This window comes from gamma proteobacterium symbiont of Lampromicra miyakona, from assembly GCF_059730895.1.
On the sequence record NZ_AP035932.1, the window covers coordinates 2,254,108 to 2,276,677 of the forward strand.

Annotated in this window: 17 protein-coding genes, 3 tRNA genes and 1 other RNA gene; 11 read left to right on the forward strand and 10 right to left on the reverse strand. The window is 57.2% G+C overall.

The window, feature by feature from the left end:
• The first annotated feature begins 16 nt into the window (after positions 1-16).
• On the forward strand, positions 17-1,219 hold the full coding sequence (gene punC, locus AC6I8P_RS10435; protein WP_481657674.1) for a purine nucleoside transporter PunC: 1,203 nt from the start codon (positions 17-19) through the stop codon (positions 1,217-1,219).
• Positions 1,220-1,529: 310 nt separating this feature from the next.
• Positions 1,530-2,678 (forward strand): cyclopropane fatty acyl phospholipid synthase, encoded by a 1,149-nt coding sequence (cfa, locus tag AC6I8P_RS10440; RefSeq protein WP_021506223.1) that lies wholly within the window; start codon positions 1,530-1,532, stop codon positions 2,676-2,678.
• 48 nt (positions 2,679-2,726) lie between these two features.
• On the opposite strand, the gene AC6I8P_RS10445 is transcribed toward cfa, so the two are convergent.
• On the reverse strand, positions 2,727-3,380 hold the full coding sequence (locus AC6I8P_RS10445; protein ID WP_498030594.1) for a riboflavin synthase subunit alpha: 654 nt from the start codon (positions 3,378-3,380) through the stop codon (positions 2,727-2,729).
• Between the two features lie 198 nt (positions 3,381-3,578).
• Here AC6I8P_RS10445 and AC6I8P_RS10450 point away from each other — a divergent pair, with 198 nt between their 5' ends.
• The 6 genes from AC6I8P_RS10450 to AC6I8P_RS10475 all read left to right on the forward strand — a co-directional run bounded on the left by AC6I8P_RS10450 (position 3,579) and on the right by AC6I8P_RS10475 (position 7,650).
• Positions 3,579-4,952, forward strand: coding sequence for an MATE family efflux transporter (locus AC6I8P_RS10450; RefSeq protein WP_058769700.1), 1,374 nt, complete (start codon positions 3,579-3,581; stop codon positions 4,950-4,952).
• Positions 4,953-5,105: 153 nt separating this feature from the next.
• Positions 5,106-5,182 (forward strand) — tRNA-Val (locus AC6I8P_RS10455).
• Between the two features lie 3 nt (positions 5,183-5,185).
• Positions 5,186-5,262 (forward strand) — tRNA-Val (locus AC6I8P_RS10460).
• Between the two features lie 12 nt (positions 5,263-5,274).
• Positions 5,275-5,351, forward strand: a tRNA-Val gene (locus tag AC6I8P_RS10465).
• Between the two features lie 344 nt (positions 5,352-5,695).
• Positions 5,696-7,108, forward strand: a complete 1,413-nt coding sequence (pykF, locus tag AC6I8P_RS10470) for a pyruvate kinase PykF (protein WP_021506226.1) — start codon at positions 5,696-5,698, stop codon at positions 7,106-7,108.
• Between the two features lie 305 nt (positions 7,109-7,413).
• Positions 7,414-7,650: a major outer membrane lipoprotein gene (locus tag AC6I8P_RS10475; RefSeq protein ID WP_007374746.1), complete on the forward strand. Its 237-nt coding sequence runs from the start codon at positions 7,414-7,416 to the stop codon at positions 7,648-7,650.
• 75 nt (positions 7,651-7,725) lie between these two features.
• On the opposite strand, the gene AC6I8P_RS10480 is transcribed toward AC6I8P_RS10475, so the two are convergent.
• The 7 genes from AC6I8P_RS10480 to sufA form a co-directional block, all read right to left on the reverse strand.
• On the reverse strand, positions 7,726-8,763 hold the full coding sequence (locus AC6I8P_RS10480; RefSeq protein WP_498030595.1) for a L,D-transpeptidase family protein: 1,038 nt from the start codon (positions 8,761-8,763) through the stop codon (positions 7,726-7,728).
• 62 nt (positions 8,764-8,825) lie between these two features.
• Positions 8,826-9,242: a cysteine desulfuration protein SufE gene (sufE, locus tag AC6I8P_RS10485; protein WP_264441319.1), complete on the reverse strand. Its 417-nt coding sequence runs from the start codon at positions 9,240-9,242 to the stop codon at positions 8,826-8,828.
• Positions 9,243-9,262: 20 nt separating this feature from the next.
• On the reverse strand, positions 9,263-10,486 hold the full coding sequence (sufS, locus tag AC6I8P_RS10490) for a cysteine desulfurase SufS (protein WP_498030596.1): 1,224 nt from the start codon (positions 10,484-10,486) through the stop codon (positions 9,263-9,265).
• Positions 10,483-11,760, reverse strand: a complete 1,278-nt coding sequence (sufD, locus tag AC6I8P_RS10495) for a Fe-S cluster assembly protein SufD (RefSeq protein ID WP_059012320.1) — start codon at positions 11,758-11,760, stop codon at positions 10,483-10,485. Before sufD ends, sufS begins: the two co-directional genes overlap by 4 nt.
• On the reverse strand, positions 11,735-12,481 hold the full coding sequence (gene sufC, locus AC6I8P_RS10500) for a Fe-S cluster assembly ATPase SufC (protein WP_021506231.1): 747 nt from the start codon (positions 12,479-12,481) through the stop codon (positions 11,735-11,737). Before sufC ends, sufD begins: the two co-directional genes overlap by 26 nt.
• A 39-nt stretch (positions 12,482-12,520) precedes the next feature.
• Complete coding sequence (gene sufB / locus AC6I8P_RS10505) at positions 12,521-14,014, reverse strand: Fe-S cluster assembly protein SufB (RefSeq protein WP_021506232.1); 1,494 nt, start codon at positions 14,012-14,014, stop codon at positions 12,521-12,523.
• Positions 14,015-14,021: 7 nt separating this feature from the next.
• Positions 14,022-14,396, reverse strand: a complete 375-nt coding sequence (gene sufA / locus AC6I8P_RS10510; protein WP_010616252.1) for a Fe-S cluster assembly scaffold SufA — start codon at positions 14,394-14,396, stop codon at positions 14,022-14,024.
• Between the two features lie 390 nt (positions 14,397-14,786).
• Here sufA and AC6I8P_RS10515 point away from each other — a divergent pair, with 390 nt between their 5' ends.
• A complete protein-coding gene (locus AC6I8P_RS10515) occupies positions 14,787-15,191 on the forward strand; it encodes a hypothetical protein (RefSeq protein WP_021506233.1) in 405 nt (134 codons plus the stop codon).
• A gap of 30 nt (positions 15,192-15,221) precedes the next feature.
• Here the strand turns inward: AC6I8P_RS10515 and ydiJ are convergent, their stop codons facing one another.
• Positions 15,222-18,275, reverse strand: a complete 3,054-nt coding sequence (gene ydiJ, locus AC6I8P_RS10520) for a D-2-hydroxyglutarate dehydrogenase YdiJ (RefSeq protein WP_125309696.1) — start codon at positions 18,273-18,275, stop codon at positions 15,222-15,224.
• A 204-nt stretch (positions 18,276-18,479) separates the two neighbouring features.
• Here ydiJ and ydiK point away from each other — a divergent pair, with 204 nt between their 5' ends.
• Positions 18,480-19,592, forward strand: a complete 1,113-nt coding sequence (ydiK, locus tag AC6I8P_RS10525) for an AI-2E family transporter YdiK (RefSeq protein ID WP_021506235.1) — start codon at positions 18,480-18,482, stop codon at positions 19,590-19,592.
• A gap of 330 nt (positions 19,593-19,922) precedes the next feature.
• An RNA gene (gene rprA, locus AC6I8P_RS10530) (antisense sRNA RprA) lies at positions 19,923-20,030 on the forward strand.
• A 140-nt stretch (positions 20,031-20,170) separates the two neighbouring features.
• Here rprA and ppsA read toward each other — a convergent pair.
• Positions 20,171-22,558 (reverse strand): phosphoenolpyruvate synthase, encoded by a 2,388-nt coding sequence (ppsA, locus tag AC6I8P_RS10535; RefSeq protein WP_058757679.1) that lies wholly within the window; start codon positions 22,556-22,558, stop codon positions 20,171-20,173.
• Between the last annotated feature and the right edge of the window lie 12 nt (positions 22,559-22,570).

Below are 22,570 nucleotides of genomic sequence, written 5' to 3' on the forward strand. Positions count from 1 at the left end.
CCGAATGAGAAAAATCATGCTGTCATCCAAAGGATTTCTGCCTTACCTTGCCGTGCTGAGCATGCTCGGCTTTCTGGCCACCGATATGTATTTACCCGCCTTCGGCGCCATGCAGCGCGACTTTGCTTCCGCACCGGGCACCATCAGCGCCAGCCTGAGCCTGTTTCTGGGCGGCTTTGCCTGTGCGCAGGTGCTGTGGGGTGTGCTGTCGGACCGCTTCGGCCGTAAACCCATTCTGCTGGCGGGCCTGAGCCTGTTTGCGCTGAGCTGTCTTGCCATGCTGTGGGTAACTAACGTCTGGCTCATGCTGGCGCTGCGCTTTGTGCAGGCGGTAGGCGTATGCGCCGCGGCGGTGAGCTGGCAGGCGATGGTGGTTGATCGCTATCCGCAGGCCAAAGCCAACAAAGTGTTTGCCACGATTATGCCGCTGGTGGCGCTGTCACCGGCGCTGGCACCGCTGCTGGGTGCCTGGCTGATGGCCCATTTCCACTGGCGCGCCATCTTCCTCGCGCTCACGCTGGTGACGCTGGTGCTGCTGTTCGGCACGGTGAAACTGGCCAGCGCGCCGCGTGCGCGCCACGAAAGCACGCCGCAGCCCAGCTGGCTGACGCTGCTGGCGACGCGTATTTACAGCGGTAACGTACTGATTTATGCCGCCTGCTCCGCCAGTTTCTTCGCCTGGCTGACCGGCTCGCCGTTTATCCTCGCCGCCGCGGGTCTGAGCCCGGCGGACATTGGCCTGAGCTATATTCCGCAGACCATCGCCTTCCTGCTGGGCGGGTTTGGCTGTCGCGCACTGCTGAACCGTTTTCAGGGTGCGCAGCTGCTGCCGTGGTTGCTGATGATTTACAGCCTGAGCATTCTGGGTCTGTTTGCGGTGGCGCTGATCACCACGCCGCCGCTGGTGGCTCTGCTGCTGCCGTTCTGCGGCATGGCGCTGGCTAATGGCGCGATTTACCCGATTGTAGTGTCCAGCGCCCTCGCCCCGTTCCCGCAGGCCACCGGCAAAGCGGCCGGCCTGCAGAATCTGCTGCAGCTGGGCTTATGCTTCCTCGCTAGCCTGATTGTTTCCGCCGGTCTGCAGCAGGCGCTGTTGCATACCACGCTGGTCATGGTCGCCACGGTGATCCTCGCCTGGGCCGGTTTCCTGTGGCAGCGCAGCGCCAGCGCACAAAGTGATATTGCTCACGCTTCCCGTCCCTGCGAAGATAATTGCTAAGGCAACGATTATCGTTAGCAAACTAACGATAAGCCATTGAATACTGACCTGCGTGAGCATATACTCAGTGGGTCAGCATTTCTGCAACAAATCAATAACATAATGAGCGTATTTTTTAGCGACACTGTCGCTGGGATGGCGTCTGCACGATATTCACCTCCGGAGTTGTGGCAGACATTTCTATTCAGATTCATACCTCTGTAGTACGTCGGCTATCTGGCGCACGGATTTTCCGTGAGTTCTCTCACAGGCCTGAGGAATTTGACTATTCTTTTTCTCAGGTTCAAATCGGAAAGGTGATGGAGAAGCTATGAGTTCATCGTGTATAGAAGAAGTGAGCCTTGAAGAAAACCAATGGTTTCGTATCGCCCATGAATTACTGGAGCGGGCGGACATTCACATCAACGGCACACGTCCCTGGGATATTCAGGTCAGACATGCGGATTTTTTCAAACGGGTCCTGCAGGAGGGATCGCTGGGCCTCGGTGAAAGCTACATGGACGGCTGGTGGGAGTGTGAACGTCTGGATATGTTCTTCCACCGCGTGCTGAAACATCATCTGGATAAGCAGTTACCGCACCATTTTAAAGACACGCTGCGCATTGCTGCGGCGCGCCTCACCAATCTGCAGTCAAAGAAACGCGCCTGGATTGTTGGTAAAGAGCACTACGATCTTGGCAACGACCTGTTCTCACTGATGCTCGATCCGTTTATGCAGTACTCCTGCGGCTACTGGAAAAGCGCGGAAACGCTGGAGCAGGCACAGCAGGACAAGCTGGATATGATCTGCCGTAAGCTGCAGCTTGAGCCAGGCATGACGCTGCTGGATATCGGCTGCGGCTGGGGCGGACTGGCGGAATTCGCCGCGCGTCATTACGGAGTGAAAGTGCATGGCGTGACTATCTCTGCCGAGCAGCAGAAAATGGCGCAGCAGCGCTGTGCCGGTCTGGATGTGACCATTCTGCTGCAGGATTACCGTGATTTGAACCAGCAATTTGACCGCATCGTGTCGGTGGGCATGTTCGAACACGTCGGGCCGAAAAACTATGCCACCTACTTCGATGTGGTTGATCGTAACCTGAAACCGGAAGGCCTGTTTTTGCTGCACACCATTGGGGCGATCAGAACCGACATGAACGTCGATCCGTGGATCGATAAATACATTTTCCCCAACGGCTGTTTACCGTCGGTACGGCAGATTGCCGATGCCAGCGAATCTCACTTCATCATGGAAGACTGGCATAACTTTGGCGCGGATTATGACACTACGCTGATGGCCTGGTACGAGCGATTCCAGGCGGCATGGCCGCAGCTGGCGGAGAAGTATGGCGAGCGTTTCGAACGGATGTTCAGCTATTACCTCAACGCCTGCGCCGGTGCGTTTCGCGCGCGCGATATTCAGCTGTGGCAGGTAGTTTTCAGCCGCGGCGCTGAAGGCGGTTTGCGCGTGGCGCGTTGATTTCCGTGCAATGCTAAAAGGCGCTTACCGCGCCTTTTTTATTCGCGATTACTCCGCGTCCGGCAGCGTTTGTGCCAACAGCGCAGCCGCGGCATCACGCTGCGCCAGCACACGTTCAACGGTGTCGACAATCGCCTGGGTATGCGGATCGATTTCGATATTGACCCGATGCCCCAGCTTCTTCGCGCCCAGCGTGGTGCGCTCCAGCGTTTCCGGGATCAGGTGCACGCAGAACTTACTTTTGGTGACATCACCGACTGTCAGGCTGATACCATCGATGCCGACGAATCCTTTATGCAGAATATATTTGATCTGCTCAGCGTCCTGTAATTTAAACCACACTTCGCGGTTATTCTCTGACTGGATAATTTTACAGATTTCGGCGGTGGTCATAATATGGCCGGACATCAGGTGTCCGCCAATTTCATCGCTGAATTTCGCGGCGCGCTCAATATTCACGATGTTACCAACCTGTAATTCACCGAGGTTGGTGATGCGCAGCGTCTCTTTGATGAGATCGAAGCTGACGCGATCGCCGTCAATGGCGGTCACCGTCAGGCAGCACCCGTTGTGCGCTACCGAGGCGCCCAGCGCCAGGCCGGGCAGCAGCTCAGCAGGCAAGCGCACGGTATGGGTGCGGAACAACTCTTTTTCTTCAATGGCGACAATTTCTGCCGTGCCCTGCACAATTCCGGTAAACATAATTTCAGCCTCTGCGAAGTTTGTGGCAGTTTATCACAGCTTGCGCCGCAAGGTTTAATTTGCCGGCGCGCAAACTTTACACAAATGGCGCAGCCAAATGCGATCAATGTTTGGCGGAAGTGCGGGCTACCGCTACACTAGGTCGCGCATTCTTTGGGGATTTCGCCCCGCTCTCTTCTTAAATTACGCAGGTGATACGTGCAGAAGTATTTAACAGAAGCGCGTCAATTGCTGGCCCTCGCGATCCCGGTCATTCTTGCTCAGGTGGCACAGACCGCGATGGGATTTGTGGATACCATAATGGCCGGTGCGGTTAGCGCCACGGATATGGCCGCCGTTGCTGTCGGCACCTCTATCTGGCTTCCCGCCATTTTGTTTGGTCATGGTCTGCTGCTGGCATTGACGCCAACCGTTGCGCAACTCAATGGATCCGGGCGACGCGAACGCATCGCAGAACAGGTGCGCCAGGGTTATTGGCTGGCGGCGGGCGTGGCGCTGCTGATTATGGTGGTGCTGTGGAACGCCGGCTACCTGATTCACACCATGCATGACATTGATCCTCAGCTGGCGGCCAAAGCAGAAGGTTATCTGCACGCGCTGCTGTGGGGCGCACCGGGCTACCTGTTTTTCCAGGTGGCACGTAATCAGTGTGAAGGGCTGTCGAAGACCAAGCCGGCGATGCTGCTGGGTTTCCTCGGCCTGCTGACCAACATTCCACTGAACTATGTGTTTATTTACGGCCATTTCGGTATGCCTGCGCTGGGCGGCGTGGGCTGTGGCGTCGCCACCGCGTCGGTTTACTGGGTGATGTATCTGGTGATGCGCTTCTGGCTGAAACGCATGCCGGCCATGCGCGATATCCGCATGCATAGCCGCTGGTCGCCACCGTCGCGCGCCATCCTGACGCGCCTGTTCACGCTGGGATTACCGGTCGCGCTGGCGCTGTTTTTCGAGGTCACGCTGTTTGCCGTGGTGGCGCTGCTGGTGTCGCCGCTCGGCATTGTGAAAGTGGCTGGTCATCAGATCGCGCTCAATTTTAGCTCGCTGATGTTTGTGCTGCCGCTGTCGCTCGGCGTCGCCACCACCATTCGCGTCGGCTACCGTCTGGGCCAGGGCTCGGCCGAACAGGCCCGCATCGCCGCGTGGACCGGTCAGGGCGTGGGTATCACCATGGCGGCGATCACCGCGCTGTTTACCGTGACCTTCCGCCACGATATTGCCGCGCTCTATACCGCTAACCCGGAAGTGATTACCCTGGCGGCACAGCTGATGCTGCTGGCGGCCATCTACCAGTTCTCGGATTCGATTCAGGTGATCGGCAGCGGTATCCTGCGCGGCTATAAGGACACGCGCTCGATCTTCTTTATTACCCTGATCGCCTACTGGGTGCTGGGGCTGCCGGTGGGTTACGTGCTGGCGCTGACCGACTGGGTGGTGGCACCGCTGGGGCCGGCCGGTTTCTGGTGCGGATTTATCGTCGGTCTGACGTCGGCGGCGGTGATGATGATCTGGCGCATCCGCCGTCTGCAGCGTTTACCGGCGCAGGTGATTCTGGCGCGCGCCGCGCGCTAAGTGGCTGAGCGGGCGTTTATTTGGCCCGCGATGGCGAAAAAAACGACGCATAGCACAGTTGCTGGTCAGTCGTCAGGAAAAATCACTTTTCCGCTTGCCAGCATCACGGCCTGCCGTTAATATTCGTCCCCGCTGTCGCCCTGACAGCGTGTTGCGCTCTTAGCTCAGTTGGTTAGAGCACCACCTTGACATGGTGGGGGTCGATGGTTCGAGTCCATTAGAGCGCACCAAGTGCGTCCGTAGCTCAGTTGGTTAGAGCACCACCTTGACATGGTGGGGGTCGGTGGTTCGAGTCCACTCGGACGCACCAGATTTCTGAAATGCGCTCTTAGCTCAGTTGGTTAGAGCACCACCTTGACATGGTGGGGGTCGATGGTTCGAGTCCATTAGAGCGCACCACTTTTGCTGTTATCTCCCTTGCGCAACTCGCCTTTCCTTGATCTGAGTCGGTTTTCTCCCTCTGCTTTTATATTGGTTTTCGCATACTTAGCGACTATACTATGCCGCGTTGTTCCACCTGAAAGGTTTCAGCGCTAACGTGCCTATGCCAGCCACTTACATCATTTGCGCAACGCCGTCGCTACGGTCTCTCCGCCCGGCGCATAACTTCTCTGCACGCTTAGCCGTCGTCACCTATTCTTACTTCTGTGTCAAACGTACCAACACCAAACAGATTTTTACTTCGGTGCCAGGCGCATCGAACCCCGACCTTTATCATCCATCACAACTTACAGAAATCTGACATGAAAAAGACCAAGATCGTTTGTACTATCGGTCCGAAAACCGAATCCGAAGAGATGCTGACTCAACTGCTGGAAGCGGGCATGAACGTCATGCGCCTGAACTTCTCTCACGGGGATTATGCCGAACATGGTCAGCGCATCACCAACATGCGTGCCGTCATGGAAAAAACCGGTCGCCAGGCCGCGATTCTGCTGGACACCAAAGGCCCGGAAATCCGTACCATGAAACTGGACGGTGGCAATGATGTGTCCCTGAAAGCTGGCCAGACCTTCACCTTCACCACCGATCAGTCAGTGATTGGTAACAGCGAGCGCGTTGCCGTTACTTACGCCGGTTTCACCGAAGACCTGAAAATTGGTAACACCGTGCTGGTCGACGATGGTCTGATCGGCATGGAAGTCACCGAAGTCACCGAAAACACCGTGGTGTGTAAAGTGCTGAACAATGGCGACCTTGGCGAAAACAAAGGCGTCAACCTGCCAGGCGTGTCCATTCAGCTGCCAGCGCTGGCGGAAAAAGACAAGCGTGATCTGATCTTCGGCTGCGAGCAAGGCGTGGATTTTGTTGCGGCTTCCTTCATCCGTAAACGTTCTGACGTGCTGGAAATCCGTGAGCACCTGAAAGCCCACGGCGGTGAGCACATTCAGATCATCTCCAAGATCGAAAACCAGGAAGGCCTGAACAACTTCGACGAGATCCTGGAAGCCTCTGACGGCATCATGGTCGCGCGTGGTGACCTCGGTGTGGAAATCCCGGTTGAAGAAGTGATCTTCGCGCAGAAGATGATGATCAAGAAGTGTAATAAAGCGCGCAAAGTGGTGATCACCGCGACGCAGATGCTGGATTCGATGATCAAGAACCCGCGCCCTACCCGTGCTGAAGCCGGCGACGTGGCCAACGCCATCCTCGACGGTACCGACGCGGTGATGCTGTCCGGTGAGAGCGCCAAGGGTAAATACCCGCTGGAGTCGGTCACCATCATGGCGACTATCTGCGAGCGTACCGATCGCGTGATGAAATCGCGCATCGATTCCCTGCAGGATTCGCGCAAGCTGCGTATCACTGAAGCAGTGTGCCGTGGCGCCGTTGAGACCGCTGAGAAACTGGAAGCGCCGGTGATTGTGGTGGCGACCGAAGGCGGTAAGTCAGCTAAATCCGTGCGTAAATACTTCCCGGATGCCACCATTCTGGCCCTGACCACTAACCAGACCACTGCGCGTCAGCTGATCCTCAGCAAAGGGATTGAAACGCGTCTGGTGAGCGAAATCGCCTCGACCGATGATTTCTACCGCATCGGCAAAGAGATGGCGCTGCAGAGCGGCTACGCGCAGAAAGGCGATGTCGTGGTGATGGTTTCGGGTGCGCTGGTACCGAGCGGAACCACCAACACCGCGTCGGTGCACGTACTCTGATCGAGCCGGTGATGTTTATTTAAAAGAGCGCCTTTCGGGGCGCTTTTTTTATTCCGCGCCTGAGACAGAAAGCGGAAAATTCCAATCGATAATAACTATTCAATATCCCGCAGAATTAAGGTTAATCCGATTAAATCTCTCTGTTTTAGCTAAATATTTTCATCATGTTCTGCGAAACGCTGCTTCTTTGAGCGAACGATCAAATTTAAGCATGTTCTCATCAAAAATTTATTCTCAACTTAAAAAGCTTTGTGTAATACTTGTAACGCTACATGGAGATTAACTCAATCTAGAGGGTATAAATAATGAATCGTACTAAACTGGTACTGGGCGCGGTAATCCTGGGTTCAACTCTGCTGGCTGGTTGCTCAAGCAACGCTAAAATCGACCAGCTGTCTTCAGACGTTCAGACTCTGAACGCTAAAGTTGACCAGCTGAGCAACGACGTGAACGCAATCCGTTCTGACGTTCAGGCTGCTAAAGACGACGCAGCTCGCGCTAACCAGCGTCTGGACAACCAGGCTCACTCTTACCGTAAGTAAGAGTTCTGGTTTGAAAAATGGTGCCCTTGTGGCACCATTTTTTTTGTCCGGATTCTGCCGTCCGCTGGCCCTGAATCACGGTGTCGCAGCGGCTTCGCCCTGCGCCTGACTGATGGTGGCTTGCGCACCGCCTGTTGCCCCCTGCTGCGTCTGCAGCACTGCCGGCAGCGGCGTCGCCTCATTCACCGGTTCCCCACTGCTCACCAGCACCGGCATGCCTGAACGACGTTCAATCGCCGCCTTTATCAGCGCACTGTCGCTCTTCGCGCTCTTTATAAAGGCTTTCAGCGGCGCGCTCAGCGCAATTGGCATGGTCTGCGGATCGTCCTGTTCATTACGCGACAGCGGCTGGTGTACCTCGATGTAGCGTTTGCCGTCGGGTTCGATGGCATATTTGATCGGCTGGTTAATCACCTGTACGCGTGTACCCTGCGGCACGCTGTTAAACAGCGCTTCGATATCGTCCGGGCGCAAACGAATACAGCCGGAGCTGACGCGCATCCCGATGCCGAAGTCGGCGTTGGTGCCGTGAATCAGATATTGGCCGCTGCCGCGCGCCAGACGCAACGCAAACAGCCCCATCGGGTTATCCGGCCCGGCAGGCACCATCGCGGGCAGCGTGATGCCCTCTTTGGCGTAGCGTTTGCGGATATTGACGGTGGGCGTCCAGGTGGGGTTAGGGATTTTCTGGCTGATACTCGTCACCATGCTCGGCGTGGCGGCACCCAACTGACCGATGCCGATCGGATAAACCACGACGCGATTTTCCCCTTTGGGATAGTAGTAGAGGCGCAGTTCGGCCAGGTTGATCACGATGCCTTCACGCGGCGCATCCGGCAACAGCATCTGCAGCGGCACGGTAAGCTGCGTTCCGGCTTTCGGCAGCCAGGGGTCGACGCCCGGGTTGGCTTCCAGCATGCCGAGCATGCCTATCTTATAACGCGCGGCAATGCTCTCCAGTGGCCGTTTGTCATCCGGGACGGTGGTCAGAGTGTTTTCGCCAATCAAACGGCTATCAGCGGTTGGCAGGGGATATTCCGTAGCAAACGCAGGTGCAGACAGTCCGAAACAGGACAACAGCAATGCACCGGCTAAACGAAGCGCAGGTTTCATGCAATTTTCTCTTTGTCGGATGGAACAGACCCCGGTCATGGCCGGGGTCTGGAGAGTGTAACTTAGCTGAAAGACTGTGCGTTATGCCGGATCGCGCGAATCATCGCTTCCAGCCCCTGCGAACGCGAAGGGGTGAGGTGTTGCGTCAGGGCCAGTTCGCCAAACCAGTGGGCGACATCCAGTGCCAGAATCTCTGGCGCTTTAAGCCCCTGATACAGGCTAAATACCACGGCAATCAAGCCCTTAACGATGGCGGCATCGCTGTCACCTTCAAAAGCAATGGTGCCGTCTGCCTGTGGGGTCATGCGAATCCATACCTGACTCTGACAGCCGGAAATGACGTACTGCGGCTGATGCAAGCTTTCAGAGGATTCTGGTAATTTTGCCCCGAGTTCAATGATGTAGAGGTACTTCTCTTCCCAGTTGGCGCAACGATTGAAGTTGCGCACCAGTTTCTCTTTTTCTGGCAGGTTTGCCATGCATAACTCCTGAAATCTGCTCAACCGCCCAGAAGACGATGAATGCGCGTCAGGCCAGCCGCCAGGCGATCGGCTTCCTCTTCGCTGTTGTAGAGCGCGAAAGAGGCGCGACACATCGCGGGCACCGCATAATGACGCATCAGCGGCATGGCACAGTGGTGGCCGGTGCGGATGGCAATGCCGTACTGGTCGAGGAAGCTGCCAACGTCAAAAGCGTGGTGCTTACCGAGGTTAAACGCCACCACGCCGCTGCGCTCGGCCGGGCCGTAAATAACCAGGTCCGGCACCGACCCCAGCTTGTCCAGCGCGTAACGCATCAGCTGGCTCTCGCGCTGCTGGATCGTCTCCAGACCGAGTTCGCTGATCCACGTCAGCGCTGCGCCAAGGCCAATGATGCCGCCGGTGTTCGGCGTGCCGGCCTCAAAGCGCCACGGTGCGCCATTCCAGGTGGTGCCTGTGGGCAGCATGACCTGATCGATCATCGAACCGCCGCCTTCCCACGGCGGCATGATCTCCTGCAGCGCCTTACGCGCGTACAGCACGCCAATCCCGGTCGGCCCATAGATTTTATGGCCGGAGAACACGTAGAAATCGCAGCCGATATCCTGTACGTCAACCGGGTGGTGCATCACAGCCTGAGCGCCGTCTACCAGCGTCACTACGCCCGCAGCTTTCGCCTGCGCCACGATGGCTTTCACCGGGTTAACCGTGCCGAGCACGTTGGAAACGTGCGTCACGGCCAGCAGGCGCGTACGGCTGTCGATCAGCCCCGCCAGCTGTTCCAGCGCCAGCTCGCCGTTGTCGTTAAGTGGCAGCACACGGATTTCCGCGCCGGTGCGCTGGGCCACCATCTGCCATGGCACGATGTTGGCGTGATGCTCCATCTCAGTGACAATCAGGTTATCGCCCGGCTGCAGCTGACTGCCGCCCCAGCTGTTAGCCACCAGATTGATGCCTTCGGTGGTGCCTTTCACGAAGATGATCTCTTCCGGCGCGGCGGCATGCAGAAAACGCGCCGCCTGGGCACGCACGTTTTCCATGTCGCTGGTCGCCTGTGCGCTCAGCGAGTGAATGCCACGGTGCACGGCCGCATAGCCGTGCTGATAGAAGTGACTTTCCGCGTTGATCACCGCGAGCGGGCGCTGTGCGCTGGCCGCGCTGTCAAGGTAGGCCAGCGGATGTCCGTTGACCTCACGACTCAGAATCGGAAACTCCGCTCTGACTCGTTCGAGATCGAAACTCATGACTCAACTCCCGGGAAACGATCGGTAATACGTTGTAGTACCACCTGACGCAGCGCGTCATCTTCCAGCGCTTCCGTCAGTTCAGCGGCGAAAGCATGGATGATCATCTGCTGCGCCGCGTCTTCGGCGATGCCGCGCGAGCGCAGGTAGAACATCTGCTCATCGTCGATGCGACCAATAGTCGCGCCGTGGCTGCACTTGACGTCATCGGCGTAGATTTCCAGCTGCGGCTTGGTGTCCACTTCCGCCAGGCGACCGAGCAACAGGTTGTTGTTGGTCATCTGGCCATCAGTTTTCAGCGCGTGCTGTGCCACTTTGATGTGGCCGTTAAACACCGAGCGCCCTTTGTCACGCGAAATGGTTTTGTGCAGCTGGCGACTCAGGCAGTGGCCTTTGTTGTGCTCCAGATAGCTGCGCGTATCCGCCACTTCGCTGCCTACCGGCAGCACCAGGCTGTTCAGCGACAGCTGGGTGTTCTCACCGTTCAGCTGCACGCTGGTGTTGTGACGCGACAAACCGGCACCCAGCAGGAAGCTGGTGCTGCTCACCTGCGCGTCACGGCCAATCACGATGTCGTTGTGCGCAAAGTGGTAGCTGCTGCTCTCTTCAAACGCTAGCTTGGTATGCTTCAGCTGCGCATTGTCGCCCACCGCAAAGGTAAAGCGCGCGCCGGTGAAGTGGGCGCTGCCATTCAGCGTCACGTAATGCTCGATCACCTGCGCTTCCGCGCCGGACTCCAGCTCCAGATGGTGACGATGATGCACCGTGTTGAGCGCATCCGCCTGGCCGCTGGTAATGTGCAGCAGATAGAGCGGCTGCGCCGCAGCTTTGCCGCGCGGCAGACGAATCGAGGTCACCTCTTCCGCCAGACTTTCCGTCAGGTGCAGGAACACCTCCGGCTGTACTGCGGCCGGTAACGGACGTCGCTCAGCGGCACGGCTGTGCTGCACGTCAAACAGACCGGTATCACGCGCGCTCAGCTCAGGCTGGAAGCGACCATCGACGAACACCAGGCAAATCGCGTCCAGCGGCAGCGCCAGCGCAGCCACCTGCTCAGCGCTCACGCCTGGCGCTTCCGCCTGCACAAACTGCTGAGCCAGCAGGCTGTCCAGCGCGGTGTATTTCCAGTTTTCATGCTTGCGCGTCGGCAGGCCGACACGCATCAGCTGCTGCCAGTGCTGCTGTGCCTGCAGCGAACGCTGTTCGCCGCGTGACTCAAACAGGTGATGCCACTGCTGCAGCGCGTTATCACTCCTGGTCGGTAAGCCAGCCATAGCCTTGCTCCTCCAGCTGTTTCACCAGCGTAAAGTCGCCAGACTTCACGATTTTGCCCTGATACAGCACGTGCACGTGATCTGGCTTGATGTAATCCAGGATGCGCTGGTAGTGCGTTACGATGATGAATGAGCGCTTGCCGTCGCGCAGGCTGTTCACGCCTTCTGCAACAATTTTCAGCGCATCGATATCCAGACCGGAGTCGGTTTCATCGAGGATGCACAGCTCAGGCTCCAGCGCCGCCATCTGCAGGATGTCATTACGCTTCTTCTCACCGCCGGAGAAACCGACGTTGACGGAACGGGTCAGCAGATCTTCCGGCATCTTCAGCAGCTTGATCTTGTCTTCGATGAAGTCCTGGAAGTCGAAACGGTCCAGCTCTTCCTGCTCACGGTATTTACGCACCGCATTGACCGAGGTCTGCAGGAAAAACTGGTTGCTGACGCCCGGGATCTCGACCGGGTACTGAAACGCCATGAAGATGCCTTCACCGGCACGCTCTTCCGGCTCCAGCTCCAGCAGGTCTTTGCCTTTAAAGGTCACGGAACCGCCGGTGATTTCATAATCTTCACGACCGGCCAGCGTGGCAGACAGGGTGCTCTTGCCGGAACCGTTCGGGCCCATGATGGCATGCACTTCGCCCGGCTTAACCTCGAGGTTCAGACCGCGCAAAATCTCTTTGTCTTCAACGCTAACCTGTAAATCTTTAATGCTTAACATACTCTTTCCTTCACATTGCTTCCGGCAACGCGTGTGGCATCAGCCGACACTGTGCTCAAGGCTGATCGCTAACAATTTTTGCGCTTCCACGGCGAATTCCAGTGGCAGCTCGGAGAAAACGTCTTTACAGAAGCCGTTGACGATCATCGAGATCGCATCTTCTTCGCTAATGCCGCGCTGCAGGCAGTAGAACATCTGATCTTCACCGATGCGCGACGTCGTGGCTTCGTGCTCAAGCTGCGCGCTGTTGTTGCGCGTTTCCACGTACGGGAAGGTGTGCGCACCGCAGTCCGGCCCAATCAGCATCGAGTCACACTGGGTGAAGTTACGCGCGTTAGTCGCGGTCGGCATGATTTTCACCAGGCCGCGGTAGGTGTTCTGGCTCTTACCGGCCGAAATACCTTTCGAGATGATGGTCGATTTGGTGTTTTTACCAATGTGAATCATCTTGGTACCGGTATCGGCCTGCTGGCGACCGCTAGTCAGCGCGACGGAGTAGAATTCGCCCACTGAGTAATCACCGCGCAGGATGCAGCTCGGGTATTTCCAGGTGATGGCTGAGCCGGTCTCGGACTGCGTCCACGACATCTTGCTGTGCTCACCTTCACACAGCGCACGCTTGGTCACGAAGTTGAGGATACCGCCCTCGCCTTCTCCGCCCGGGAACCAGTTCTGCACCGTGGAGTATTTCACTTCGGCGTTTTTGTGGATGATCACTTCAACCACCGCTGCGTGCAGCTGGTAGGTGTCGCGCACCGGCGCTGAACAGCCCTCGATGTAGCTGACGTAGCTGTCTTCATCAGCAATCAGAATGGTACGTTCGAACTGACCGGTTTTCGCGGCGTTGATGCGGAAATAGGTCGACAGCTCCATCGGGCAACGCACGCCTTTCGGGATGTAGACGAAGGTACCGTCGGACGCCACCGCCGAGTTGAGCGCAGCAAAGAAGTTATCGTTGTGCGGCACCACGGTGCCAAGATACTTCTGTACCAGCTCCGGATGATCGTGGATCGCTTCACCGAAGGAGCAGAAAATAATGCCCTGCTCAGCCAGCTTGTCACGATAAGTGGTCGACACGGACACCGAGTCGAAAATGGCGTCCACCGCCACTTCTCTGCCTTCACGCACCGGCACGCCCAGCTGGTTAAACGCGTCTTCCACTTCTTTGGTCAGGTAATCGCTGGAGGCGACGCTGCCGGACGTCTGGGTGGCACCCGGTTCAGAGGCACAGCTGTCATCGCAATTGCCGCAGGACGGCGCGGAATAGTAGCTGTAATCCTGATAATCGAGTTTGTCGTAGTGCGCTTTCAGCCAGTGTGGCTCTTCCATCTCCAGCCAGGCGCGAAACGCCTTGAGACGGAACTCCAGCATCCACTCGGGTTCGTTACGTTTGGCCGAAATGGCACGCACCACATCTTCATTGATGCCGTGTGCCAGTTCGTCGGTTTGCAGCTGGGTGAAGAAGCCTTCTTTATAGTTCAGGCTGCCTTCCCAGGTTTGTACATCGTCAGATGCTTCGCTGTGTCGTGACATATTTCACTTACTCGACGCCAAAGCTTTCACCGCACCCGCAGGCGTGCTGAGCTTTAGGGTTGTTGAATTTAAAAATCTGGTTCAGGCCTTCGCGGACATAATCCAGCTCGGTACCGTCAACAAACGGCATCGCCTGAAGCGGCACAAACAGTTTTGCGCCATATTGCTCGAACTGCAGGTCGTCATCGGCAGGCGCTTTCACCAGGTCCATAACGTACCCAAAACCGGCACAGCCGGACTGTTTCACACCCAGTTTCAGGCCCTTAACTTCCGGGTCCTGTTCCACCAGGCTGAGAATCTGTTTCGCTGCCGACTCGGTCAGCGTGAGCCCTTTCCAGACGAATTCGTCAGGTGAAAAAGACGCTGCATTTACTGATGACATAGTGCTACCTCGTAAGTCTGGGCCTTTTCAGGCTATCCCCCTATGGTAGTGATATCAGATATCACTTCAACCTCTTGTTTTGCAGGGATAATCATCTCGTGCTGTTTTTTACTGCTGCTTTATTAAGCATAGTCCCTTCCCACCAGCTTGTGCGCGCCATTCCCGCGCGCGCCGTCAAAACGTAACCTGTTCATAAGCCGTAAATTTTCCAGTTCGCTTTTTACGTTTATGCTCTGATTGATAGGTTACGCCTTTGCTGAATGTAAAGAGATTGTTATTGCCGATTTTTGTAACAGGCAAAGGAAATCAATAAAATTTCACGGCGGGAATTGCATTCCTGGCGCGGTTTAATATGATAATGATTATCATTAACCTACTTTGGGTGGCGACATGACGCTTTCCGTCTCAGCCTGGTTACAACACAAAATCGACGAATATAAGTTTTCGGTCCGCGATATCACCGTCGACTTCTATCTGGCTCAGGCAAAGCTCAACCGCACCGATTGTTCCATTGAACAACTGCGTCGTTTTAACGATACCTGTCTCGACATGGCCGAAATCTGCCAGCTGAACGGCGACGATCACAGCTACCTGCACGCGATGGGCAAGCTGCACCACCGCTTAGTACAGGAGATGGGCAATGCCGATCGCGATCGCCTGTTCCGTATTCAGGCTTACCAGCTGGCGCGCCTGTCGCTGACCCGTTTGTGTCATCAACTGGCGCTCAGCGGCGACTGGGACCAGGCGACCCGCCTGCAAAGTGATTTCGTCCGCCACGCAGGCTGGATATTCTAATCCAGCTTTGTGACGGCTCCTACAATTTGTTTACATCAATTCCAGCAAAGCCTGTAGCGGATGGCGCATACCGTTGCCCTCGGCGCGTTTCACCTGGCTGCGGCAGGAGAAGCCGGTCGCCAGACAGCGCTGACGCGGCAGCTTCTGCAGTTGCGGATGCCACGACAGTTCATAAATGCCCAGCGAGTTGGCTAGATTTTTACTCTCGTGACCATAAGTGCCGGCCATGCCACAGCAGCCCACGTTGATGTTCTCCAGCTTCGCGCCAAAACGGGCAAAAATAGCCTGCCACTGATTGGGCGTTGACGGCAGCGCCGTGACCTCAGTGCAGTGGGCAAACAGATACCAGGCTTCGCCGCTGGCGATCTGCACCTCGCGCCCGGCCAGCACGCCGTGCAGCCATTCATGCACCAGCTGCACACTGAACGCGCCGCGCTGCTCGCCCAGCACCTGCTGATATTCGTCGCGATAGCACAATACCGTGGCCGGATCGACACCGACCATTGGCACACCGAGCTGCGCCACCCGGTTGAGGAATTCGGCGGTTTTGCCGGCGGTGCGGGCAAAGCGCTGCAGAAAACCTTTCACGTGCTGCGCTTTCCCGTTAGGTGAGAACGGCAGCAGCACCGGCCGGTAGCCGAGTTTTTCAATCAGCCGGATGAAATCGGTCACCAGCTGCGCTTCGTAATAGCTGGTAAACGGATCCTGCACCACCAGCACGTGCTGTTCGCGCTGGGCCGCATCCATCGCCTCCAGTTGCTCCAGCGTGACCCGCATCGCCGGGTGGCCGCTCAGCTGCTGCTTCAGGCTCGGCGAGGAGAGCAGCGGCAGATCCACCATGCCGATGTGGCGCTGGCTGAGGTCGCGCATCCACGGCTGTTTCAGGAAGAAGTTGAACACCCGCGGTGCTTTCGCCATCAGCGGCGCATAGCTTTCAACCGACGCCACCAGATGGTCGCTGACCGGGCGCAGATAGCGGGTGTGATAAAGCTGCAGGAAGCGCGAGCGGAAGTTCGGCACATCGATTTTAATCGGGCACTGGGTCGAACAGGCTTTACACGCCAGGCAGCCGGACATCGCCTCTTTCACTTCATGCGAGAAGTCATATTCGCCCTGCTTCGCATGCCACGAATTGCGCGTGCGCTGAATCAGACTGCGCAGGCTGGCGCCCTGTGCTGGCAAGGCCTGCTCCAGCTTAAGCGGGTCGACGCCCTGCTCCGCCAGCAGGCGCAGCCACTCACGCGTTAGCGTGGCGCGTCCTTTTGGCGAGTGGATACGGTTACGGGTGATTTTCATCGACGGGCACATCGGGCTGCGCACGTCAAAGTTAAAGCACAGTCCGTTGCCGTTACACTCCATCGCGCCGCGCCAGTCATTGCGTACCGTCAGCGGAATCTGGCGATCCCAGCTGCCGCGCGTTGCGGCATCGACCTGCATCATGGGTTCGTCGTTACCCAGCGGCGTACAGATTTTGCCGGGGTTGAGACGGTTATCCGGATCGAACGCCGCTTTGATGCGGCGCAGCTCATTAAACAGCGTTTCGCCAAAGAACGCCGGACTGTACTGGGCACGGAAGCCTTTGCCGTGCTCGCCCCACAGCAGACCGCCGTAGCGCGCGGTAAGCGCCACCACTTCGTCCGAGATCTGCTTCATCAGCATCTCCTGCTGCGGATCGCACATGTCCAGCGCCGGACGCACGTGCAATACGCCGGCATCCACGTGACCAAACATGCCGTAGCTCAGGCCGTGGCTGTCGAGCAGCGCACGAAAATCCACAATATAATCCGCCAGATGCTCCGGCGGCACGGCGGTGTCTTCCACGAACGGAATCGGTTTGGCGCGCCCTTTGGCGTTGCCAAGCAGACCTACCGCTTTTTTACGCATGTTATAGATGCGCTCAATGCCCGCCAGATCATCACACAGCTGATAGCCCATCACGCCACCCTGCTGCTGCGCCATCAGCTCATCCAGCCGCGCGCACAGCGTGGTCACCTGCTGCGCAATCAGCGCCGCATCGTCGCCGGCAAACTCGACAATATTCAGGCCGAGCATCTCTTTACCTGGCACATCGGTGATCAGCTCGCTGACTGAATGCCAGACGATATCCTCGCGCGCCAGGTTAAGCACTTTCGAATCCACTGTCTCCACCGACAGGGCCTGCGCCTCGACCATAAAAGGCGCATTGCGCAGAGCGGAATCGAACGAATCGTACTTAATGTTCACCAGCCGGCGCACTTTGGGAATGGGTGTGATATCCAGCCGGGCTTCGGTGATAAAGGCCAGCGTGCCTTCGGCGCCGCATAACAGGCGCGTCAGGTCGAAAGTTTGCAAATCATCACTGAACACATGGCGCAGGTCATAACCGGTAAGGAAGCGGTTCAGTTTGGGGAATTTTGCCAGAATCAGTTCACGCTGCTCGCGGCAGCGGTTAAGCACTTCTTTATAGATGCGCCCTTCAGCAGTCGGCGTCGTGGCCAGCTGTTCCGCCAGCGCGGTGGGCATGGCGCGCGTATCAAGAATTTCGCCGCCCAGCAGCACGGCACGCAGGCCTTCGACGTGATCGGAGGTTTTACCATACACCAGCGAACCCTGACCGGAGGCATCGGTATTGATCATGCCGCCCAGCGTGGCGCGGTTACTGGTCGACAGCTCCGGAGAGAAGAAAAAGCCGTACGGCCTAAGCCAGGCGTTAAGCTGGTCCTTCACCACGCCGGCTTCTACCCGCACCCAGCCCTGCTCGGTGTTGATCTCGAGGATGCGGTTCATGTAGCGCGACATGTCGACCACAATGCCCTGATTGAGTGACTGCCCGTTAGTGCCGGTACCGCCGCCGCGCGGGGTAAACACCAGGCTGTTGAAACGCGGCTCACCAGCCAGTCGGGCGATCAGCGCCACGTCCGCCGTTGAACGCGGAAACAGCGCCGCATCGGGCAGGAGCTGATAGATGCTGTTATCGGTGGAGAGCGTGAGGCGGTCGGCATAGCTGGTCGCGGTGTCGCCGGTAAAACCTTGTTCTTTCAGCGACTGCAGGAATGTCAGCACCAGTTGAACGAGGCCTGGCGCCTGAGAAATCTGTGGGATCATTATTTCGTGACCGGGATGTTGTAAACGTTTGCGTGGTTAATTTTTTTCAGCTCTTGGTTGTATCACATTTTTTTGCCGCCCGCTGTTTTTTCAGGAAAACGGCCGCGTCGCGCTGCTTTTTCTGTTTAATTTTCAGGAAATAGATCATCATTGTGAAGGCGCCGTGGAGCGCCCTCCTGAAGGATTACTGAGGTCTGTGTTGTGATGAAAAGCCTGCAACGCGGTGTGGATCTACCGCAAATGTTGTTCTCGCTGATGTTTATTTTGCTGATGATCATTGCCTGTCTGTGGGTGGTGCAGCCGTTCATTCTCGGCTTCGCCTGGGCCAGCATGGTGGTGATTGCCACCTGGCCGCTGATGATTCGTCTGCAGCAACTGCTATGGGGTCGCCGTTCGCTGGCGGTGATTGCCATGACGATTCTGCTGTTGCTGCTGTTTATTATTCCTATCGCGCTGCTGGTCAGCAGCCTGATTGATAACAGCGCGCCGGTCATCGCCTGGGCGACCCAGCGCCATCTGGTGCTGCCGGATCTTGCCTGGCTGCGCGATATTCCCTATGCCGGACGCAAACTCTATTCCAGCTACCATAAACTGATCGACGGCGGCGGCGCGGCGATCATGAGCCAGGTCCAGCCTTATATTGGCCGCACCACCGGCTTCTTTGTCGCCCAGGCCGGACACTTTGGCCGTTTCATGCTGCACCTTGCCCTGATGCTGCTGTTCAGCGTGCTGCTGTACTGGCGCGGTGAGCAGGTTGGTCTCGGCATCCGGCATTTTGCCTACCGCATGGGCGGACGGCGCGGTGACGCCGCCGTGCTGCTGGCCGGTCAGGCGATCCGTGCCGTGGCGCTCGGCGTGGTGGTGACTGCGCTGGTGCAGGGCGTGCTGGGCGGCATCGGCCTGGCGATTTCCGGCATTCCGTATGCCACGCTGCTGACCGTATTAATGATTCTTACCTGCCTGGTGCAGCTTGGACCGTTGATTGTGCTGGTGCCGGCAATTATCTGGCTCTACTGGAGCGGCGACACCACCTGGGGCACGGTGCTGCTGGTGTGGAGCTGCGTGGTCGGCACGCTGGATAACGTGCTGCGTCCGATGCTGATTCGCATGGGCGCTGATTTACCGATGATTCTGATACTTTCCGGCGTCATCGGCGGGCTGATCGCCTTCGGTATGATTGGACTGTTTATCGGTCCGGTCGTGCTGGCGGTCTCTTACCGGCTGGTTTCGGTGTGGATGCATGAAGCGCCGGCACCGGATGACGATCCGGAAACGGCCATCGAAGCACTGGCCGAACACGAAGAGCCGCAGCCGTAACGCGCTTCCGGCGCATAACCGGGCGTCCAGCCCGGTTTGCTTATCCGCTTTTCCCTTACATCACCCAACGCGATTTGCATTAGTCAGCCGTGGTTAACACTCATTAATCCGTACCACTTAATTTCGCGGCACAATAATTTTTTCCATTAGTGATTTTTAAGAAAAAACGCACTTTTCAGCGTTTAAGCCCGATCGCACCGATAAAATGATTATTTTTCGCACTGATTCCTGTGCCGGATGGGTCATAAAACGTAATGAAAGATTATCAGCTTTAAACTAATAAGAGGATTCTTAAAGACGCCAGCGGCGGCGGTGAATAACATGTTCACTATGTTTTAAATCAAGCCACTGATTTTTAAACAACCTTTTTCCCCTGAGTAAAGTGAAGAATTGCTGTGTGTAGTCTTTGCCCATCCCCTGTGATGGGCTTTTTTTTGCCTGCAATTCAGCGATAAACAGAGCGGCCCGGCGGCGAACGCCGTCAGCGCTGGGTTTATGGCAATCTTATGTTGTGAAAAGTGGGATGGGATAAGGGACAGGTGCCCGACGGTTGCCGGGCACCAGGCAGGTGTAACAGATTACGCTTTGGCCGCGTCCAGCTCAGCCAGGCTCAGCCAGGTTTCCACCACGGTATCCGGGTTGAGCGACAGGCTGTCGATGCCCTGCTCCATCAGCCAGGCAGCAAAGTCCTGATGATCGGAAGGCCCCTGGCCGCAGATACCGACGTATTTGCCTTGCTTCTTCGCTGCCTGAATCGACATCGACAGCAGCGCCTTCACCGCATCGTTACGCTCATCAAACAGCGCCGACACCACGCCGGAGTCGCGATCCAGCCCCAGCGCCAGCTGCGTCATGTCGTTGGAGCCGATAGAGAAGCCGTCAAAGTGCTGCAGGAACTGCTCTGCCAGCAGCGCGTTGGACGGGATCTCGCACATCATGATCACCTTCAGTCCATTCTCGCCGCGTTTCAGGCCCTGCTTCGCCAGCTCGGCCACCACGGCCTCGGCCTGATCGACGGTGCGTACAAACGGCACCATGATCTCAACGTTGGTCAGCCCCATGTCGTTGCGTACGCGCTTCACGGCTTCACACTCCAGCGCAAAGCAGTCGCGGAAGCTGTCCGCCACGTAGCGTCCGGCGCCGCGGAAGCCCAGCATCGGGTTTTCCTCTTCCGGCTCGTAACGCTCGCCGCCGACCAGGTTGGCATACTCGTTGGTTTTGAAATCCGACAACCGCACAATCACCCGCTTCGGCGCAAATGCCGCCCCCAGCGTGGCGATGCCTTCGGTCAGGCGCGCGATGTAGAACTCCACCGGATCGTCAAAGCCTTTCATCATCTGACCAATCTGCGCCTGCAGTTCCGGTGTCTGCTGATCAAACTCCAGCAGGGCTTTCGGGTGCACGCCAATCATGCGGTTGATGATGAACTCCAGCCGCGCCAGACCAACGCCTTCATTTGGCAGGCAGGCAAAGTCAAACGCGCGATCCGGGTTACCGACGTTCATCATAATTTTCAGCGGCAGATCCGGCATGGTATCAACCTGCGAGCTGGTGACTTCAAAGTCCAGCAGATCGTTATACACATAGCCGGTATCGCCTTCGGCACATGACACCGTGACCTTATGACCGTCCTTCAGGTGCTCAGTGGCGTCACCACAGCCCACCACCGCGGGAATGCCCAGCTCGCGTGCAATGATTGCCGCGTGACAGGTCCGGCCGCCACGGTTGGTGACGATCGCCGACGCCTTCTTCATGATCGGTTCCCAGTCCGGGTCGGTCATGTCGGTGACCAGCACATCGCCTTTCTCGATGCGGTGCATCTCGCTGATGTCGTGAATCACCTTCACTTCACCCGCACCGATGCGATGGCCGATGGCCCGGCCTTCCACCAGCACGCTGCCTTTGCCCTGCAGGCTGTAGCGTTCCATCACCTGTCCGTTGGAACGCACCGTTTCCGGCCGCGCCTGCACGATGAACAGTTTACCGGTGTGGCCATCTTTGGCCCACTCAATATCCATCGGACGCTTATAGTGCTGCTCAATCAGCACCGCCTGGCGCGCCAGCGCCTGCACTTCGTCATCGGTCAGGCTAAAGCGGTCTCGCTGTTCCTGTTCCACGTCCTCAATGCGCACCTGTTCGCCGTGCTCCTGCGAATCGGCATACACCATGCGGATCTTCTTCGAGCCCAGGGTCCGGCGCACAATCGCCGGGCGATTAGCAGCCAGCGTCGGTTTGTGCACGTAAAACTCATCCGGGTTGACCGCGCCCTGCACCACCATTTCGCCAAGACCGAACGCCGAGGTGATGAACACCACCTGGTCGAAGCCGGATTCGGTATCAATGGTGAACATCACGCCGGAGGAGGCGAGATCGGAACGTACCATGCGCTGCACACCGGCTGAGAGCGCCACGCCACGGTGGTCGTAGCCCTGGTGCACGCGGTATGAAATGGCGCGATCGTTAAACAACGAGGCGAATACGTGCTTCACGGCCACCAGCACCGCGTCGAAGCCCTGCACGTTAAGGAAAGTTTCCTGCTGGCCGGCAAACGAGGCATCGGGCATATCCTCGGCGGTGGCCGAAGAGCGCACCGCAAAGGAGGCTTCGGCGTCATCAGCAGAAAGTTGTTCATAGGCGCTGCGGATCGCCGCTTCCAGCTCTGGCTGGAAAGGCGTATCCACCACCCATTGACGAATCTGTTTGCCGGCCTGCGCCAGCGCTGCAACATCATCAATATCCGTGTTGTCCAGCAATGCATAAATACGCTGGTTCAGTCCGCTTTGGTCGAGAAACTGATTAAAAGCGTAAGATGTCGTCGCGTAGCCGTTTGGCACGGATACCCCGAGCGACGACAAATTGGTAATCATTTCTCCCAGGGAAGCATTCTTGCCCCCTACCCGATCAACATCATGCATGCCAAGCTGGTTGTACCAGAGCACTAGCGACTGTTGGTCTTGATTGGACATTGAGATTATCCT

What these genes read in the sequence shown, in the direction of transcription:
- punC (WP_481657674.1), top strand. Translation starts at nt 17, where the DNA reads ATGCTGTCATCCAAAGGATTTCTGCCTTACCTTGCCGTGCTGAGCATG.
- sufB (WP_021506232.1), bottom strand. Translation starts at nt 14,014, where the DNA reads ATGTCACGACACAGCGAAGCATCTGACGATGTACAAACCTGGGAAGGC.
- sufE (WP_264441319.1), bottom strand. Translation starts at nt 9,242, where the DNA reads ATGGCAAACCTGCCAGAAAAAGAGAAACTGGTGCGCAACTTCAATCGT.
- AC6I8P_RS10445 (WP_498030594.1), bottom strand. Translation starts at nt 3,380, where the DNA reads ATGTTTACCGGAATTGTGCAGGGCACGGCAGAAATTGTCGCCATTGAA.
- ydiK (WP_021506235.1), top strand. Translation starts at nt 18,480, where the DNA reads ATGAAAAGCCTGCAACGCGGTGTGGATCTACCGCAAATGTTGTTCTCG.
- AC6I8P_RS10515 (WP_021506233.1), top strand. Translation starts at nt 14,787, where the DNA reads ATGACGCTTTCCGTCTCAGCCTGGTTACAACACAAAATCGACGAATAT.
- AC6I8P_RS10475 (WP_007374746.1), top strand. Translation starts at nt 7,414, where the DNA reads ATGAATCGTACTAAACTGGTACTGGGCGCGGTAATCCTGGGTTCAACT.
- AC6I8P_RS10480 (WP_498030595.1), bottom strand. Translation starts at nt 8,763, where the DNA reads ATGAAACCTGCGCTTCGTTTAGCCGGTGCATTGCTGTTGTCCTGTTTC.
- sufS (WP_498030596.1), bottom strand. Translation starts at nt 10,486, where the DNA reads ATGAGTTTCGATCTCGAACGAGTCAGAGCGGAGTTTCCGATTCTGAGT.
- pykF (WP_021506226.1), top strand. Translation starts at nt 5,696, where the DNA reads ATGAAAAAGACCAAGATCGTTTGTACTATCGGTCCGAAAACCGAATCC.
- ydiJ (WP_125309696.1), bottom strand. Translation starts at nt 18,275, where the DNA reads ATGATCCCACAGATTTCTCAGGCGCCAGGCCTCGTTCAACTGGTGCTG.
- cfa (WP_021506223.1), top strand. Translation starts at nt 1,530, where the DNA reads ATGAGTTCATCGTGTATAGAAGAAGTGAGCCTTGAAGAAAACCAATGG.
- sufA (WP_010616252.1), bottom strand. Translation starts at nt 14,396, where the DNA reads ATGTCATCAGTAAATGCAGCGTCTTTTTCACCTGACGAATTCGTCTGG.
- sufD (WP_059012320.1), bottom strand. Translation starts at nt 11,760, where the DNA reads ATGGCTGGCTTACCGACCAGGAGTGATAACGCGCTGCAGCAGTGGCAT.
- ppsA (WP_058757679.1), bottom strand. Translation starts at nt 22,558, where the DNA reads ATGTCCAATCAAGACCAACAGTCGCTAGTGCTCTGGTACAACCAGCTT.
- sufC (WP_021506231.1), bottom strand. Translation starts at nt 12,481, where the DNA reads ATGTTAAGCATTAAAGATTTACAGGTTAGCGTTGAAGACAAAGAGATT.